Source organism: Azohydromonas australica DSM 1124 (assembly GCF_000430725.1).
Lineage (GTDB): Bacteria > Pseudomonadota > Gammaproteobacteria > Burkholderiales > Burkholderiaceae_C > Azohydromonas > Azohydromonas australica.
The window spans coordinates 48,572-66,478 of record NZ_AUMO01000063.1 but is presented as its reverse complement, the minus strand read 5'-3'; the positions used below and the strand labels follow the sequence as shown (position 1 = coordinate 66,478).

Annotated in this window: 14 protein-coding genes and 1 pseudogene; 1 reads left to right on the top strand and 14 read right to left on the bottom strand. The window is 66.3% G+C overall.

Annotation, left to right across the window (positions count from 1 at the left end):
* The 6 genes and pseudogenes from H537_RS52575 to H537_RS0110730 all read right to left on the bottom strand — a co-directional run.
* A pseudogene (locus tag H537_RS52575) lies at positions 1-220 on the bottom strand (IS701 family transposase); the annotation flags it as partial.
* A gap of 75 nt (positions 221-295) precedes the next feature.
* Complete coding sequence (locus H537_RS52570; protein ID WP_156901604.1) at positions 296-535, bottom strand: DUF6602 domain-containing protein; 240 nt, start codon at positions 533-535, stop codon at positions 296-298.
* 95 nt (positions 536-630) lie between these two features.
* On the bottom strand, positions 631-1,341 hold the full coding sequence (locus H537_RS52565) for a hypothetical protein (RefSeq protein ID WP_156901603.1): 711 nt from the start codon (positions 1,339-1,341) through the stop codon (positions 631-633).
* 210 nt (positions 1,342-1,551) lie between these two features.
* Positions 1,552-1,791: a hypothetical protein gene (locus H537_RS52560; protein ID WP_156901602.1), complete on the bottom strand. Its 240-nt coding sequence runs from the start codon at positions 1,789-1,791 to the stop codon at positions 1,552-1,554.
* A 376-nt stretch (positions 1,792-2,167) separates the two neighbouring features.
* On the bottom strand, positions 2,168-3,178 hold the full coding sequence (locus H537_RS0110735; protein WP_028997920.1) for an FAD:protein FMN transferase: 1,011 nt from the start codon (positions 3,176-3,178) through the stop codon (positions 2,168-2,170).
* A gap of 4 nt (positions 3,179-3,182) precedes the next feature.
* Complete coding sequence (locus H537_RS0110730; RefSeq protein WP_043458542.1) at positions 3,183-5,327, bottom strand: 4Fe-4S binding protein; 2,145 nt, start codon at positions 5,325-5,327, stop codon at positions 3,183-3,185.
* Between the two features lie 602 nt (positions 5,328-5,929).
* Here H537_RS0110730 and H537_RS0110725 point away from each other — a divergent pair.
* Positions 5,930-6,814: a DMT family transporter gene (locus tag H537_RS0110725; RefSeq protein WP_051242353.1), complete on the top strand. Its 885-nt coding sequence runs from the start codon at positions 5,930-5,932 to the stop codon at positions 6,812-6,814.
* Here H537_RS0110725 and cls read toward each other — a convergent pair.
* The 8 genes from cls to infB all read right to left on the bottom strand — a co-directional run bounded on the left by cls (position 6,774) and on the right by infB (position 17,891).
* Positions 6,774-8,036, bottom strand: coding sequence for a cardiolipin synthase (cls, locus tag H537_RS0110720; RefSeq protein WP_028997917.1), 1,263 nt, complete (start codon positions 8,034-8,036; stop codon positions 6,774-6,776). The genes H537_RS0110725 and cls overlap by 41 nt on opposite strands.
* 251 nt (positions 8,037-8,287) lie before the next feature.
* A complete protein-coding gene (dusA, locus tag H537_RS0110715) occupies positions 8,288-9,226 on the bottom strand; it encodes a tRNA dihydrouridine(20/20a) synthase DusA (RefSeq protein ID WP_051242352.1) in 939 nt (312 codons plus the stop codon).
* Positions 9,227-9,406: 180 nt separating this feature from the next.
* Positions 9,407-10,360, bottom strand: coding sequence for a sialate O-acetylesterase (locus H537_RS0110710; protein WP_028997915.1), 954 nt, complete (start codon positions 10,358-10,360; stop codon positions 9,407-9,409).
* 57 nt (positions 10,361-10,417) lie between these two features.
* Positions 10,418-11,335 (bottom strand): DMT family transporter, encoded by a 918-nt coding sequence (locus tag H537_RS42270; protein WP_051242350.1) that lies wholly within the window; start codon positions 11,333-11,335, stop codon positions 10,418-10,420.
* Positions 11,336-11,543: 208 nt separating this feature from the next.
* Positions 11,544-13,373: a translational GTPase TypA gene (typA, locus tag H537_RS0110700; protein WP_028997914.1), complete on the bottom strand. Its 1,830-nt coding sequence runs from the start codon at positions 13,371-13,373 to the stop codon at positions 11,544-11,546.
* A gap of 13 nt (positions 13,374-13,386) precedes the next feature.
* The gene (gene truB, locus H537_RS42265; RefSeq protein WP_051242348.1) at positions 13,387-14,379 is read right to left on the bottom strand and encodes a tRNA pseudouridine(55) synthase TruB; all 993 of its coding nucleotides are present in this window, start codon (positions 14,377-14,379) and stop codon (positions 13,387-13,389) included.
* Between the two features lie 4 nt (positions 14,380-14,383).
* A complete protein-coding gene (gene rbfA, locus H537_RS0110690; protein WP_028997913.1) occupies positions 14,384-14,749 on the bottom strand; it encodes a 30S ribosome-binding factor RbfA in 366 nt (121 codons plus the stop codon).
* 70 nt (positions 14,750-14,819) lie between these two features.
* A complete protein-coding gene (gene infB / locus H537_RS0110685; protein WP_028997912.1) occupies positions 14,820-17,891 on the bottom strand; it encodes a translation initiation factor IF-2 in 3,072 nt (1,023 codons plus the stop codon).
* Positions 17,892-17,907 lie beyond the last annotated feature (16 nt).

The window sequence follows — 17,907 nt, the reverse complement described above, 5'->3', positions numbered from 1 at the left end:
CGAGTACGGTATCGTCAAAAATCAGATAGCCATGAGCGCTGGGAATCACGTGCGGCCGAATGTTTTCCCAAATGATGCGTGATGTGATGCGCTCGCCGTTCAAATACCGATTGAGGGCGTCATGGCTGAAGTGGGCATGATGCTCGGCATAGTGCGTCAAGGTGAAGTTGACCTGACTCGATAACAGGAACTGACAGTAGTCCACGCGGGATGGATTCATGTCGCCGCCTAGTGAAAGACAAAACTATGATCTATGCTTTCAAGAAGTTCAAGTTGAAATTAATTCATGGGATTTCTATGATTTTCTATCAAACTTTTGCGTAAGTCCTATCACTATATCAAATTGATTCCGCTGCTCTCTGGGCTTCGAGCGAAAGTCAAATATTTCTCCAGAACCAATTGCCATATTTTCACTTAGATGAGACGACAAAAAGTTCACGATTAAATTTTCACGAGGAGTACCTCTGTGCAACGAATGCCCAGCATTTGCCGGAATTCCAGACGTTTGCAAGATCGCGTTCTCAACGGCACTCATGTGCGCCTCCAACAAACCCATCGTCATTTTATATAAACCTCTTAAACTTCGAAACAGGGCTGGATCCAGATATAAGGCAACAGGTTATTGATTTTTTAAGACTTGAGCCGGACATACGGACTATTTACAACTCCAGTCAGAAGCGCTTGAGCAAATTTTGCAGCCGAATCGAAGTAGTGACGATACCTCGCACTAGGCACTTTAATTGGCGCACCCAAACTGAGTGCAAGATCCGGCGCTTCAGTGCTTGAACGTTCATCGGCGAAACCTGCTCGGTGCAAAAGACAATTGCGCACGTAGTTAAGTTCAGCGAGTGAATTGATCACCTCCGATGACAACGCAAACGGAATACGAAGAATGGATAACAGATATGCATAGCCATCTGCCACTGAACGATTGTTGCGCGAATAACTCTCAAGCCGCTTATATACACGGCGCGCATCTGCTTCAGTCAACGGAGAAGACAGAGATTGGGGCAACCTAACTCCGGCGTCAGCCAGTAACTGAAGAGCGGAAGCATCTTTGCTCAAAATGAGAACCACCGTGTCCTCTACCGCAACTTCGAGCGCAACCCAAATGCCGATGATTCCATGCCGATTAATTGGATCAAAATCTTCCGCTATGAGATCATCCGCCCATTCACCAAGCCCACCGCGCTGCTCATTGATAAGCCTATCGATGGCTTCGCTATTGCCATTTATTGCTTTGACATGATGGCGCGCAATGTCAAGCAACGGCCCCTGGTGGGATAGAGCAATAATAGCGCGCTGCAATACCGATGCAATCCTAGTTTCCTCGGCAATCAAGCTAACGCATTGCCCTGCTGGACCAATTATCCAATTAAACGCGCTTGAATTGGGGATGCATGATTGCATAAAATGATCTTCAAAGACTAGCCGCGGTTAACCCACCACTTTCACGTAACCCGTGATGGGTACCGCTGCGCTGCTTAAAGCCAACTTTACAACAGTTCTGTGGCGCCTTTATGCTTAACATTTTAATTAAACCATTCCTCCTCAATAGATGAGATCTACCCCCCTTTTAGTAAGCACTACAGTACTACCATCAGACTCAACAAGACCATCTGCAATAAGTTCCGCAACAGCCTCGTCTAAAGCCGCCTTCTGTTTTGGGTTCCAGCGCATTATTCGCTGAAAGTTGAAGGCGGGCGCATGCAGGGCATGGCCCACATCAGCGTTACGCTCTCGAAAATAGTCAAGTATCTCCGATTTTACAAACTCGATTTCGTCACTCACCGTTCACCCCTCCGTTTGAAATACCACATTAAAATACAGCATTTAGGGAAAGCGACGACTTGCTGACCAGCTGGAACTCCCAACCAATCATGGCAAATCGATATTTTTAGCCAATTCCGAATCAAACCTTCGTCTTTGGTTCCAAATATCTGCAAGCCAAACTCAACCGCCATAGGCAAATCGTAATCGCTTGCGACACACAACCTGCCTTGCTCACCTCTCCAGCAAAGCCGCTGCGTGATGCAAGTCACGATTTATCAACGCATGTCGATGCGGTTCTGTTGTATGGCCTACGCCCCGCCACCATTTATTGCTGTTCTTGGCCAGAACTTTGCCCATGGTAGAAATTGCTGCACTGCCTGGCGCCAGCACAACTTCACGCCCTCTGCACCCTCAACCCCTCACTGGCCCACCACTTCCCCGCCTTGTCTACCACCAGCACATCCACCCGCCACTCCCGCGCCAGGCGCAGCGCCTCCTGCCGCCCGGCGTTGAACATCACCTTGGTCAGCGCGTCCGCCAGGGCGCAGCTCGGGGCGGCGACCGTGACGCTGGACAGCTCGGCCGGGGAATAGCCGGTGCGCGGGTTGAAGATGTGGTGGTGCCGGTGGTCCGCACTGAACGTCGTTTCGTTGTCGGACGAGGTCGCGACGCTGCGGCCGTCCATCGCCAGCCAGCCCATGAGGGCCTGCGCCTCCCGGTGGTCCGCAATGCCGAGCAGCCAGGGGCGGTCGGCGCCGGGGCGGCCCAGCGCCGTCCATTCGCCCGTGTTGATCAGCGCATGGCGGATGCCGCGGGCCTCCAGCCCGGTGCGCACCAGGTCCGCCGCGAAGCCCTGGGCGATGCCGTTGAGCGTGACGGCCATGCCGGGCTCGCCCAGGCGGATCTCCTGAGGCGACACTTGCAGGCTGCGCCAGCCAACGGCAGCCCGAGCCTGCGCAACGGCCGCGGCCGACGGCAGCGTGCCCCGGCGCTGGGCCGCCTCGAACACGGCCCACAGGGGCTGCACCGTCACGTCGAAGGCGCCGTTGCTGCGCGCCGAGATGCCTTGCGCCAGCTGGAACACCTGGAACAGGTCGGGATGCGGATCGCGCAGTACGCCGTCGCGGTTGAGGCGGCTGAGCGCGCTGTCCGGCTTGAACAGGCTCATCTGGTCCTCGACGTGGCGGACGGTGCGCACGGCGGCGTCGAGGGCCTGGTCGGCCTGGCCCGCATCGCCGTGGGCCACCCGCAGGGACAGCACGGTCCCGAAGCCGATCAGGCTGCGCTCGCGCCACTGCATCCGGAGCGCGCCGCGCTCCGCCGCGGCGGCGTTCGCAAGGACCGGTGCTGAAGCGCCCAGCGCACCCAGGCCCAGGGAAGATTGGAGAAATACGCGACGTCTCATGGCTTCACCCCTGGACCGGTGACACGGCTTGTTTTTCCACCGCCACGGCAATGGGAATTCGGCGGCCGGATTTCTTGTTCATCGTGATCAGCGGCACGCACAACTGCTCGCTCTGGAAAATGGCCACGCAATCCAGGCACTGGAAGCATTCGTCGTAATTGACGTCACCCGATTTGCGGATGGCCTTGTAGCCGCAGTCATTGCGGCAGCGCTGGCAGGGTGTGCCGCATTCGGTGCGCCGCGCGATCCAGTCGAAACGGCGCAGGCGCCCGAATATCGCCATGCCCGCCCCCAGCGGGCAGATATAGCGGCAATAGCCCTTGTAGACGAACGCGCTCAGCGCCAGCAGGCCGCCGGCCCAGGCCACGAAGGGCCAGGCGCGGTCGAACATCAGGGTGATGCTCGTCTTGAAAGGCTCGACCTCGACCAGGCGGTCGGTCCAGGGCACGGAAACGCAGGCCGACACCACGATGGCCGCCAGTACGGCGTACTTGAGTTTCTTCAGGCGCGCGTCGGTCCGGTCCGAAATTCGCAGCTGCGGCAGGCGCAGCGGCGTCACCACCTTGTTCACCAGTTCCTGGAGAGCGCCGAAAGGACAGAGCCAGCCGCAGAAGGTGCCGCGCCCCCACACGAAAAACGTGATAACGACAAAGGCCCAGAGGCTGACCGTCATCGGGTCGTACAGGAAGAAATCCAAGTTGCGGCCGGCGAGCACGGCCTGGATCAGCGCCGTGACATTGACGATGGACAGCTGCCCCTGCGCATACCAGCCGATGAAGCCCAGGGTAAACAGCAGGTAGCTGGTGCGGAACATGGCCAGGCGCCGCGGGTTCTGCGACAGCCACAGCTGGTTGCGCAGCGCCCAGGCCAGGACACCCAGGCCGGCGGCCAGCACCAGCAGCTCGCCGACGCGCGTGCGCCAGCTCGTGCGCCAGGTCTTGTCGTTGGTGCTGGCCGCCTCGAAATAGTCAGCAGGCAATTGCGCGTCGAAGCCAAAGGCCTTGGTGACCCGCTCCGGGTAGATCTGGCCCTTGCTGCGCGTGACGTGCAGGCTGAAATTCAACGCCTGGGCCGGATCGAGCCCGGCCGGCGCGATGACGCGGAACGCCCGCCATTCGCCCGATTGCAGCGAGGGCGGGAGTTTCAGATCCACGTCCAGATCCAGGTCGCGGATTTCCAGCGGCAGATGCTGCTGCTGCAGCGTCAGGCGGTCGGGGACGGCACCCCGGACGAAATCCTCGCCCAGCATCGAGTAGCGGCCGCTGGCGACCAGCAGCAGCGCCTGGTCGCCCTCCTCCAGCCGCGACGACATGAATTTCCAGCCCGCCGGCGTCAGCAGGTTGCGGCCCACGGTCGGCACGTTCAGGTAGGCGACGTAGACGTCGACGAAGCGGTCGTCCTGGTGCTTGGTTCCTTCCTCGTCCAGGCCCTCGCCCACGGTGCCCTTGAAGGCCGCCTCGACCTCGCGATTGCGGAAGGTTTTCTTGGTGACGAGGCCGGCCTTGACCAGGGCGTCCCAGTCCATCTTCTCGAAGACGTCGGGCCGGACGTGCGCCACGAGGTCGGGGTCGCGGCCTTCCGCATAACCCATCCGGGCTCGGGCCACTTTCAGCGAGGCCGCCAGCAAGCTCTGGTTGAGGATGCGCACCGAGGCGGTGGCCTTGGCGACGCCGTCGATGAAGACGTTGGCACTGCTGGCCTTGTTGCCGCTGTTGAGGTTGGAACCGATCTTGATGTTCTGCTTCAGCGACAGGCCCTTGTACTGGTCGACGAAGCGGTGCATGGGGCCTTCGCCCAGGCCGTCCAGGAATACCGGCTCGTGCTGCGACAGCACCCGCACGTCCATGAATTCCCCCTTGGTGCCGAGCATGACCAGGAGGTTGTAGGGAGTGCCCGAGAAACCCGGAATCGGCGCCAGATCGATGGACTCGAAGACATAGGCCACGATGGGCGTGGACGTGCCGTCCTGTTTCAGGATCGGCCAGACGGGCAGGTCGCGGTCCTTTTCGCCGACGATCAAGGGCGGCGGAAAAGCCTTTTCCATCGTTTCCCGGTTCATCACGCCGGCGTGGGCGGATGTCGCGCCGAGCAGGCCTGCCAAATTGGCCAGAAGCACCAGCAGCAGCAGCCGCGTCCAAGCGGCGCGCACGGGGCCGCGCCAGCGTGCGCCAAGGATTGAAAACCGCATCATGCGTGCCCCTCACACTGCATTTCTTCTTCCGCTTTTTCTGGGCACGGACCGGCCAACCCGCGCCGACCACGGATTGATTTACTCAGTCGTGCCTGATGTCTCCCGCTTCGAGCGGTGTTCTGTTTCGCAGCAATATCGGCCGTTATCCGCGGCATCTCTGCATGCCGCATGCCAAGCTTCAACAAGCTTGTGGAATCGGGCTGTGTTGGCGATGGGAGCGGTGCCGCACACCGGTCCACAAGATGCACTCAGGAAAATCCCGGTCGCTGAAGGGCTTCAATTCAAAATCAGTGCTGGGGTAAACACTGAGTTTGAAATTGCCTGCCCCGCGCGACGGCCCAGTGGATTGACAGGCCGCGAGCGGACCAGCCGTGTGGCCCGTGCCCCTGGCTGCATCACCGGGGACTGCCGCCGCGCCAGGAGCCCGCCGCGCTGCTGGGGCACACTGCGGCGCCCGTTCCTTGCTCCCTGGGGCCCCTGCCTTGGATTCGTCGTCTCCCTCCTCTCCCCGCGCCGCCACGCACCTCCCGCTGGTTTCCGTCCTGTCGCTGGCTGCCAGCATGGCGCTGGTCGGCAGCTATGTCGGGCTGTCCAAGCTGCTGGTGGCGGTGTTCCCGGTGTTCCTGCTGGCCTGGCTGCGCTTCGGCATCGCGGCCGTGGCGATGGCGGGCTGGATCAGGCGCCCGGCCGACGAGGCGGTGCTGGGCACGTCGGAAAAGCGGCTGCTGTTCGCGCAGAGCTTCTTCGGCAACTTCCTTTTTTCCATCTGCATGCTCTTCGGCGTGCAGGCCACCTCGGCGTTGGCTGCGGGCGTGACCATGGCCGGCATCCCGGCGGCGGTGGCGCTGCTGTCGTGGGTGCTGCTCAAGGAGCGCATCACGCCGCGCGCGGCGCTGGGCATCGCCTGCGCGGTGGGCGGCATCGCGCTGCTGGCCTTCGCGCGCAATGCCCCCGGTGCGGCCACGGCGCCGTGGTGGGGCTATGCGCTGCTGCTGGCGGCGGTGCTGTGCGAGGCCAGCTACGTCGTGATCGGCAAGCGGCTGACGGCCAGCCTGTCGCCGCGTCGCATCAGCGCGCTGATCAACGTCTGGGGCCTGCTGCTGGTGACGCCCTTCGGGATCTGGCAGGCGCTGAGCTTCGATTTCACGCGGGTCGCGCCCGCCTCCTGGGCGCTGCTGCTGTTCTATGCGCTGGCGGCCAGCATGGTCAGCGTCTGGCTGTGGATGCAGGGCTTGAAGGGCGTGCCGGCGCAGCAGGCGGGCGTGTTCACGGTGATGCTGCCGCTCTCCGCCGCGGCCATCGGCGTGCTGCTGCTGGGCGAGCACTTCACGGCGGCGCATGCCGTGGCCTGCGCGCTCGCGCTGGCCGGGCTGCTGCTGGCGACCTGGCCGGCGCGGACGCGGCCTAGAGCTGCGTCCGCAGCAGCGCCGCGGCGTGCTCGATGAGCTTCTCTGGCCACGGCCGCTGCCGCCACGCCTGAAAGTTCACCTGCTTCGAACGCTGCCAGTCCTGGTCGAAGACGGCGACCAGCCGGCGCGCGAAGTTGGCGTCCAGCACGTTCAGGTTGGCCTCGTCGTTGAGCCTGAAGCTGCGGTTGTCGAAGTTGGTGGAGCCCACGGACACCAGCAGCGAGTCCACCACCAGCACCTTGCAATGGAACATCGTGGGCTGGAACTCGGCGATCTCCACGCCCGCCTCCAGCAGCGGGCCCCAGCGCGCGCGCGAGGCGCGCCGCACCGTCTCGGTGTCGATGTTCGGGCCCGGCGTGATGATGCGCACCCGCACGCCACGCTTGCGCGCATCCACCAGCGCCTGCACCGCCAGGCTATCGGGCACGAAGTAGCTGCTGGAGAGGTGGATGGTGTGGCGCGCCGACGTGATGGCCAGCAAATACATCAGGTGCATGCTCTCGCTGCCGCCCGTGGGCGAGCTGCTGAACATCTGCGCCGGCTGCTCGCCCGCAGGCGGCAGCGCCGGGAAGTAGTCGTCGCCATGCAGCACGCGGCCCGTGGCCTTGATCCAGTTGTCGGCGAAGACGGCCTGCATCTGCGCCACCACCGGCCCCTCGACGCGGAAGTGGCTGTCGCGCCAGTGATCCTTGTCCTGCGCCTGGCCCTGCCACTCGTCGGCGATGCCCACGCCGCCGGTGAAGCCCACGTGCCCGTCGATCACCAGCACCTTGCGGTGCGTGCGCTGGTTCAGCCGCGCCAGGTGCGACCAGTGCGGCTTGTGGTAGCGCTCGATCTCGACGCCCGCGTCCTTCATCTGCTGCAGGTAGCGGTCTTCCATCTTGATGCTGCCCACCCAGTCCAGCAGCACGTGCACCTTGACGCCGGAGCGCGCCCGCTCGGCCAGGGACTCGGCGAAGCGGTCGCCGATCTCTCCCTTCCAGTAGATGAAGGTCTCGAAGGTGATGCTGTGCTTGGCGCCGTGGATGGCTTCCAGCATCGCCGGGAAGATCTGGTCGCCGTTGAGCAGCTCCTGCACGCGGTTGCCTTCGAGCAGCGGCGGGCCGAGCAGCACGCTCATCGAGCGGCGGAACTGCGGGTCGTCGGTGTCGTAGAGGCGGTCCAGCTGCTCCTGGATCTTCTTCTCGCCCGACATCAGGTTCATGGCCACGAAGGCCACGGCCAGCGTGGCCAGCACGCTGATCAGGACGGTCCACATGGTGCGCCGCCTCATTGCGCCAGGCGCATGGACCGCCGTGCCGGCTGGGACTTTGTCATTGCAACTCCTCCATGACCCACCCCGCGGCGGACGGCCGCGGCGGTGTTGCAGCCGGCCTGGACGGCGCCCACGCGGTCCTGCCCGGCTGCCTCGGCCTTAGGCATTTACCGGGCCGCCCCGGCCACCGGAATGGGTGGAGAAGTTGTCCCCTGGCGCAGGCCAGGGCTGGGAGATGAGCGGCTGGCGGCAGTTCAGGCGGCCACGGCGGGCCGCTGCGCCTGGCGCCACACCGTCTGCGGCGTCTCCTGCTTCAGGCGATGGTCGCTCCACACTTGGCGCCAGCGGCGCGCGCCGGGCATGCCGTTCCACAACCCCAGCATGTGGCGCGAGACGTGCGACCAGGCCACGCCGCGCGGCGCCTGGCGCGCCATGTACTCGACCATCAGGCGCTCGATGTCGGCGCGGTCGCGCGGCGCGGGCGCGTCGCCGTAGAAGCGCTCGTCCCAGTCCGCCATGCTCCAGGGCTCGTGGTAGGCCTGCCGGCCGACCATCACGCCGTCCACGTGGCGCAGGTGCTCGGCGATCTCGTCGTCGCCCTTCACGCCGCCGTTGAGCACGATGGTGAGCTGCGGGAAGTCCTGCTTGAGTTGGTACACGAAGCCGTAGCGCAGCGGCGGCACCTCGCGGTTTTCCTTGGGGCTCAGACCCTGCAGCCAGGCGTTGCGGGCATGGACGATGAACACCTCGCAGCCGGCCTCGGCCACGGTGCCGACGAAGTCGCGCACGAAGTCGTAGGACTCGATGCGGTCGATGCCGATGCGGTGCTTCACCGTCACCGGGATGCCGACGGCGTCGCGCATGGCCTTCACGCCCTCAGCCACCAGATCGGCCTCGGCCATGAGGCAGGCGCCGAAGGCGCCGCGCTGCACCCGCTCGCTGGGGCAGCCGCAGTTGAGGTTGACCTCGTCGTAGCCCCAGTCCTGCGCAAGCCTGGCGCAGGCGGCGAGGTCCGCCGGCTCGCTGCCGCCGAGCTGCAATGCCAGCGGATGCTCCTCGGCGTTGAAATCGAGGTGGCGCGGCTTGTCGCCGTGCAGCAGCGCGCCGGTGGTCACCATCTCGGTATAGAGCCGGGTGTGGCGCGTGATGAGGCGGTGGAAGTAGCGGCAGTGGCGATCGGTCCAGTCCAGCATGGGGGCGACGGACAGGCGCCAGGGGGAGATCGGGGAGGAAGTGGCAGCGGAATTCACGGGCGGGATTGTCCCTGGCTGGAAGGGACGGCGCCGGGAGGCGGCTATTCGTTCACGGCCGCTTGTCCACCGCTTCACGCAAGCGGGTCAGGACGCGTTGGCTTCGGCCCGGGCTGGGTCCGCTCAGGGATTCGGCTTGACGACGGAGCTACCCGGCATTTCCTTCGCCGGATGCGCCAACGCATCCACCCAGGCCGCCGCGTGCTTTTCCAAACCCCGGCCCGACAGGTGGCAGCCGTCATACCGGTCCATCGGACCAATATCGTCCGTATTCGGCCCCAGATAGACGCCCTCCCGCCGTGCCAGCGCGGCCTGCGCCTGCGTCAGCTCGGTGGAAGGTGGCGTTTGAGAACAGCGGCTGGCTTGGGCCACGAAGAATCTCGATTCCGGGAAATAGAGCTTCGTCAGCTCGATGACCTCGGCCACGCCTTCCTTGTATTGGTCCATATCCAGCCTGGACCGGGAAACGGCGGGATGGTCCTGCTCGCCCTGGTGCCACAGGAAATGCGTGACGAACAGGCCGTTGCGGCGGGCGTCCAGCAGCCTTTCCTCCAGCATGGCGTGCAGGCGGCCTCCCCTGCGCCATTCCTGCACCGACGTGCCGCCGATGCCGGCCGCCAGCAGGATCACCCGGTCCGCCATCTGCCGCGCTACCAGCCGGTTGGCCAGGGCCACCCAGACGCTGCCCGATTGCCCGGAGGCGCCCAGCAGCGGATCGACGGCGCGATAAGTCTTGCCGTTCCAGTAATTGAGCACCCGGTCGTCCACTGCCTCGTGGCGCTCGCCGCCGCTGTTGGCGGCATTGCTCTGACCAAGTCCAAATACCACCAGGGTCCGACCGGTGATTTCCGGGCGGGGTATTTCCACCTTGCCGGGATAGGCCACCAGCTGGTTGTAGCGGTTGAATTGCACCGGGCCCTTGGCGTCGCCGGGCGACAGATGTGACCAAACTGCCATGACACGTCGGAACAGCGCGTCCTGCTGCAAGGCCGAGCGCATGCCCGCCAGCAGCAACAGCAGGCCGGCCAGCAGCACTGCCGCAGCGATCGACACGGCCTTGAAACGGCGGGAACGCATGGCGGACCTGGTCAGCACGGCCAGCGCGTTTCTTGAGCGGCTGCCGCAGCAGCGTGCCTAGGCCGCCTGGCGTTCCACCGCGACGCCCCCGCCCTGCCGCAAGCCCAGCGCCGCATCCAGCGCCAGCGCGCCCAGCACCACCGTGCCGCCGGCCAGCACGGACGGCGCCGGCGTCTCGCCCGCGCCGAGCCAGGCCCACAGCACGCCGAACAGCACTTCCAGCAGGCCCAGCAGCGACATCTCCGGCGCGTGCAGCACGCGCGACACCGCCACGCACAGCAGGCAGGGCACGGCCAGCTGCACGGCGCCCAGCAGCGCCAGCCAGGCGAGGTCGGAGCCCGTGGCCTGGAACGGGGCGGCCAGCGGCAGCGTGGCGGCCGCCGAGAGCAGCGCGCCGATCAGCACCGCCGGCAGCATGTCCCCGCCACCGGACTGCGTGGCGCCGCGGCGGCGGCTGTACTGCAGCACCGTCCAGTTGGTGGCCGCGGCCAGCGGCACCGCCAGCGCCACGCCGATGCCCAGCAGCGCGTGCGAATCGCTGTGCAGCAGCTCGTTGCCGTACATCCAGGCGATGCCCGCGCCCGCCAGCACGATGGCGACCCAGGTGCGCAGCGCCAGCCGGTGCTTGAGCACGAAGCGCGACAGCAGCGCCGTGAAGAGCGGCCCCAGCGCCATGGTCACCAGCACGTTGGCCACCGTGGTGAGCGTGAGCGCCACCATGAAGGCGGTGAACATCACGCTCCAGCACAAGCCCGACAGCCACAGCGTGCGCCCGCCCGAGCGCAGCGTGTCCCACACCACGCGGGGCCCGCGCAGCACCGCCAGCAGCACGCCCAGCGCCAGCGCGTTGAAGGCGCTGCGCCAGAAGGTCACCTCGAAGCTGGCCGCGCTGTCCAGGTGCCGGGTCACCACCCCCGCAATGCTCCACAGCAGGGTGACCAACAGCATGGTGGCAATGCCTTGGCGGTGGGTCATAAGAGCGGCTCCAGGCAATGACTGGTGAAAGGTTTGCGGGCAGAAGCGAGACAGGGAGAAAGCGCCCCGTCGCAGCAAGGGTGCAGCCCAATGAAAGAGGGCCGCGTAAGCGGCCCGGGCGTCATCCTGACTGGAGCCCCCGCTTGGCGGGGGCTGGGGGTGCCCCACCCTGCGCGCAGAGCGCGAGCGGGCGAGGCGAGAAGGCGCTTTAGGCGCCTTCTCGTTGAGCACGCTTGCGCTCGTGTTCCTTCAGATGACGCTTGCGCAGCCGGATCGACTTCGGCGTGATCTCCACCAGCTCGTCGTCCTCGATGAATTCCACGCCGTACTCCAGCGTGCACTCGATCGGCGGCGTGATCTTGATCGCGTCTTCCTTGCCGCTGACGCGGAAGTTGGTCAGCTGCTTGGTGCGCGTGGCGTTCACGACCAGGTCGTTGTCGCGGTTGTGCACGCCCACGATCATGCCTTCGTACACCGGGTCGCCGGCCTTCACGAACATGCGGCCGCGGTCGTCGAGCTTGCCCAGGGCGTAGGTGAAGATCTCGCCGTCGTCCATGGAGATCAGCACGCCGTTCTTGCGGCCGCCCACGTCACCCTTGAAGGGCTCGTAGCCGTCGAACAGGCTGCTGATCAGGCCCGAGCCGCGGGTCAGGTTCAGGAACTCGTTGGAGAAGCCGATCAGGCCCCGCGCCGGGATGCGGTACTCCAGGCGCACGCGGCCACGGCCGTCCGGCTCCATGTTCACCAGCTCGCCCTTGCGCTCGCCCAGCGCCTGCATCACGCCGCCCTGGTGGCCTTCCTCGATGTCGGCCGTCACCAGCTCGATCGGCTCCATCTTCACGCCGTCGATCTCGCGGAACACCACGCGCGGCTTGGAGACGGCCAGCTCGTAGCCCTCGCGGCGCATGTTCTCCAGCAGGATGGTCAGGTGCAGCTCGCCGCGGCCGGCCACCTCGAAGATGCCGTCCTCGTCGGTTTCCTTCACGCGCAGCGCGACGTTGCTCTGCAGTTCCTTCTGCAGGCGGTCCCAGATCTGGCGGCTGGTGACGAACTTGCCTTCGCGGCCCGCCAGCGGCGAGTTGTTGACGCAGAAGTTCATGGTCAGCGTCGGCTCGTCGATCTTGAGCATCGGCAGCGGTGCCGGGTTGGCCGGGTCGGTGACCGTGACGCCGATGCCGATGTCCTCGATGCCGTTGATCAGCACGATGTCGCCCGGGCCGGCTTCCGTCACCTGGATGCGGTCCAGGCCCTGGAAGGTCAGAACCTGGTTGACGCGGCCGCGGAAGGACTTGCCGTCCGGGCCTTCCATCACCAGCACGTCCATGGCCGGCTTGATCTTGCCGGCGTTGACGCGGCCCACGCCGATGCGGCCGACGAAGCTGTTGTAGTCCAGCGCCGAGATCTGCAGCTGCAGCGGCGCGTCGGGGTCACCCTGGTGCGCCGGCACGTGCTTGAGCACGGTGTCGAACAGGGCCGACATGTCAGGGCCCCACTGCTCGCCGGGCGCGCCCTCTTCCAGCGAGGTCCAGCCGTTGATGCCCGAGGCGTAGACCACGGGGAAGTCCAGCTGCTCGTCGTTGGCGCCAAGCTTGTCGAACAGGTCGAAGGCGGCGTTGATGACCTTGTCGCAGTTGGCGCCAGGCTTGTCGACCTTGTTGACGACCACGATGGGCTTGAGGCCCAGCGCCAGCGCCTTCTTGGTCACGAAGCGCGTCTGCGGCATCGGGCCTTCCTGGGCGTCGATCAGCAGCACCACGCCGTCCACCATGGACAGCGCGCGCTCCACCTCGCCGCCGAAGTCGGCGTGGCCCGGGGTGTCCACGATGTTGATGTGCGTGCCCTGCCAGCTCACGGCGCAGTTCTTGGCCAGGATGGTGATGCCGCGCTCGCGTTCGATCGCGTTGCTGTCCATCACGGTGTCGACCACCTTCTCGTGCTCGGCGAAGGTGCCGGACTGGCGCAGGAGCTGGTCGACCATCGTGGTCTTGCCATGGTCGACGTGCGCGATGATGGCGATGTTGCGAATCTGGGTGCTCATAAAAGAACGTCTTTCAGGGATTCAGAGCGGCCTCTTGGGCCTGCGGCGCCACGGCGCCTGGGGAAACTTGAAGCAGCGCCTGCACCTCGGGCGGGCTGAGCAGACGCTGCGCAATGAGCTCACCGGCGCGCACCTGGGCCGAGCCCAGGAAGGCACGCTCCTCGGGTCCGTAGACGCGCACCGCCGGCATGTCGGGGTGATGGACGCGGCGGCGCAGCCCGGAGAGGAAGCGGGCGGCCTCCTCGGCCGGCAGCCGGATCGCCGGCCAGTCCGCCACCAGCGCGTCCGGCGGCTGCAGCAGCGCCAGCCGTGCGGGCTCGTCCAGTGCCTGCAGCGCCTCCAGGCTGATGGCGCGCGACACCGTCAGCGCACCGCTGCCGGTGCGGCGCAGCGCCGTGAGGTGCGCGCCGCAGCCCAGCAGCTCGCCCAGGTCTTGTGCCAGCGTGCGCACATAGGTGCCCTTGCTGCAGCGCACGTCGATGACCAGGGCGTCACCTTGCCAGCTCAGGATGTCAAGCGCGTGAATCGTGATCTGCCGCGGCGCGCGCTCTACCTCGATGCCGGCGCGCGCGTACTCGTACAGCGCCTTGCCGTCCTTCTTGAGCGCGGAGTGCATCGGCGGCACCTGCTCGATCACGCCGGTCAGGCGCGCGCAGGCCTCGTCGATGGCGGCGCGGGTCACGGCCACCGGGCGCTCGCTGACGATCTCGCCCTCGGCGTCGCCGGTGGTCGTGACCTGGCCCAGCTTGAGCGTGGCGGTGTAGCGCTTGTCGGCCTCCAGGCTGACCTGCGAGAACTTGGTGGCGGCACCGAAGCACAGCGGCAGCAGGCCGGTGGCCAGCGGGTCGAGCGTGCCGGTGTGGCCCGCCTTCTCGGCGCGCAGCAGCCACTTCACCTTCTGCAGCGCGTCGTTGCTGGACCAGCCCAGCGGCTTGTCCAGCAGCAGCACGCCGTGCAGCGCACGGCGCACGCGGACGGGACGAGGGGTGCGCGCGGCGCCGCTCATGGCGTCAGTCCTCCTTGGCGCGCGAGGCGTTGGCCTGCGCGATCAAGGCGCCCAGCTCGGCCGCGCGCTCGGTGGTGCGGTCGAACTGGAAGTGCAGCGTGGGCACGGTGTGGATCTGCAGCCGCTTGAAGAGGCTGTTGCGCAGGAAGCCGGCGGCCTCGTTGAGGGCCAGCTGCGTCTCCTGCGGATCGCCCACCAGCAGCGAGAAGAAGATCTTCGCGTGCGCGTAGTCGGGCGTGACCTCGACGGCATTGATCGTGACCATGCCCACGCGCGGATCCTTCAGCTCGCGCACGAGCTCGGCCACGTCGCGCTGGATCTGGTCGGCAACGCGGAAACTGCGGTTAGGGATGCTTCTCTTGTGTCGCATGCGGAGCTCCTGAAGTACAAACCCCGCCCTTCTGGGGCGGGGCTGCGTCAGAAAGGAACGGCAGGCTGGATTACAGCGTGCGCGCCACTTCCTTGACCTCGAACACTTCGATCTGGTCGCCCTCGGCGATGTCGTTGTAGTTCTTGAGCTTGATGCCGCACTCGAAGCCTTCCTTGACCTCGCGCACGTCGTCCTTCAGGCGGCGCACCGACTCGATCTCGCCGGTGTAGATGACCACGTTGTCGCGCAGCAGGCGGAAGCGCGCGTTGCGGCGCACCAGGCCCGAGGTGACCATGCAGCCCGCCACGGTGCCGATCTTGGAAGCGACGAACACGGTGCGGATCTCCGCCGTGCCCAGGGCCTCTTCGCGCTGCTCCGGCGCCAGCATCCCCGACATCGCCGCGCGGATCTCGTCGACGGCGTCGTAGATGATGTTGTAGTAGCGCAGGTCCACGCCGTTGTTCTCGGCGAGCTTGCGCGCACCGGCGTCGGCACGGACGTTGAAGCCCACGATCACCGCCTTGGAGGCGATGGCCAAGTTGACGTCGCTCTCGCTGATGCCGCCCACGGCCGCGTGCACGATCTGCACCTTGACCTCCTCGGTGGAGAGCTTGAGCAGCGAGGTGGCCAGCGCCTCCTGCGAGCCCTGCACGTCGGCCTTGATGATCAGCGGCAGCGTCTGCACGTCGCCGGCGCCCATCTGCTCGAACATGTTCTCCAGCTTGGCGGCCTGCTGCTTGGCCAGCTTGACGTCGCGGTACTTGCCCTGGCGGAAGGTGGCGATTTCACGGGCACGGCGCTCGTCGGCCAGCACCATGAATTCGTCGCCGGCCTGCGGCACCTCGGTCAGGCCTTGGATCTCCACGGGGATCGACGGACCGGCGGCCTCGGTGGCCTTGCCGTCCTCGTCCAGCATGGCGCGCACGCGGCCATAGCTGGAGCCGGCCAGCACCACGTCGCCCTTCTTCAGGGTGCCGGTCTGCACCAGCACCGTGGCCACGGGGCCGCGGCCCTTGTCCAGGCGCGCTTCGATCACCAGGCCCTTGGCCAGCGCGTCTTCCGCCGCCTTGAGCTCCAGCACCTCGGCCTGCAGCAGCACTTGCTCCAGCAGGTCGTCGATGCCCTGGCCGGTGCGCGCGGACACGTTCACAAAGGGCGAGTCGCCGCCGAACTCTTCCGGCACGACCTGCTCCGCGACCAGCTCGCTGCGCACGCGCTCCAGGTTGGAGTCGGGCTTGTCGATCTTGTTGATCGCCACCACCAGCGGCACGCCGGCCGCCTTGGCGTGGTGGATGGCTTCCTTGGTCTGGGGCATCACGCCGTCGTCAGCCGCCACCACCAGGATGACGATGTCGGTCGCCTTGGCGCCGCGGGCACGCATGGCCGTGAAGGCCTCGTGGCCCGGGGTGTCCAGGAAGGTGATGACGCCACGCGGCGTTTCGACGTGGTAGGCGCCGATGTGCTGCGTGATGCCGCCGGCTTCGCCCGCCGCCACGCGCGAGCGGCGGATGTAGTCCAGCAGCGAGGTCTTGCCGTGGTCCACGTGACCCATGACCGTGACCACCGGGGCGCGCGGCTTCTGCTCCGCGGAGCTGGTGGCGACGTCCTCTTCCAGGAAGGCTTCCGGATCGTCCAGCTTGGCCGCAAAGGCCTTGTGGCCCATTTCCTCGACCAGGATCATCGCGGTCTCCTGGTCCAGCTGCTGGTTGATGGTGACCATCTGGCCCAGCTTCATCAGCTGCTTAATGACCTCGGAGGCCTTGACGCTCATCTTGTGCGCCAGGTCCGCGACGCTGATGGTCTCGGGCACGTGCACTTCTTGGATTTGCGGCTCGGTCGGCGCCACGAAGTTGGAGCCACCGCGCTCGTCGCGGTCGCCGCCACGGCGGCCGCCACGCGGCGAACGCCAGCCCGGACGGGCGGCGCCGGCACCGGCGTCGGTGCGGCCCTTGACCGCTGCGCGCTTCTTGGCGGCGTCGTCGGCCCAGCTGGAAGACAGCTTCTCGGACTTGACCGACTTCTTGTCGCCGGGCTTGGCCGCTCCAGGAGCCGCCGTTGCCTGCGCAGGCGCGCCGGAAGCCGTCTTGGCCGCGGGCTTGTGGATCGTGCCCTTGATGGGCGCGGGCGCCGGCTTGGGCTCCTCCTTCTTGGCCACGAGCACCTTCTTGGGCGCGTTCATCATGGCGCGGATGGCGGCGGCCTCGGCCTCGGCGGCCTTGCGGCGGCGCTCCAGCTCGACCAGGCGCTGCTTCTCGGCATCGGCCACCTCGGCAGCCTTCACCACGCGCAGTGCGGGCTTGGGCGGCTCGGCGACCGGCGCGGCCGGCGCAGGCGCAGCGGCCACGGGCGCGCCGCGCGGCGGCACGGGAATCGGTGCGGGAGCCGGCGCGGGTGCTGCGGCAGCCGGGGCAGGCGCCGCAGCGGCGGCGGCAGGAGCGGGAGCCGGCGCCTCAGCGCGAGCAGCGGGCTGCTGGCGCGGCGCGTGGCGCACGCCCTGGTGCTGGCGACGCGAGGCGGCCTGCAGCGCCGCGGCCTCGGCAGCGGCGCGAGCCGCGGCCTGCTCACGGGCACTCTTGGCAGCCTGGACGGCCTGCGCGGCTTGGGCAGCTTCCGCCTCCTTGGCGACGGCGGCCTCGCGCTCGCGCGCCGCCGCGGCCTCCTCGGCCTCGCGGGCACGGCGGGCGGCCTCGGCCTCCTCGCGCTGACGCTTTTCCTCGGCTTCGCGCTGGCGCTGGCGCTCGGCCAGCTCCTCTTCCTGGCGGCGCAGGGCCTCGGCCTGGGCGCGCGCCTCTTCCTCGCGGCGGCTCAGCTCTTCAGGCGAGATCTCGGGCGCGGGCGCCTCGTCGGGCTTCACGAACGTGCGCTTCTTGCGCACTTCCACCTGGATCGTGCGGGCCTTGCCAGAGGCATCGGCCTGCTTGATCTCGCTGGTGCTCCGGCTCGTCAGCGTGATCTTCTTGCGATCGCCTCCGCCGGTTCCATGGCTGCTGCGCAGATGAGCCAGCAGCCGCTCCTTGTCGGCGTCGGTGAGCGCGTCGTCGGTGGAGCGCTTGCTGACACCGGCGGACTGCAGTTGCTCGAGCAGTGTCGACGCCGGGCGATTGAGCTGGGCGGCGAACTGAGCGACGGTTGTCACGGCCATTATGGGAATCCTTGCT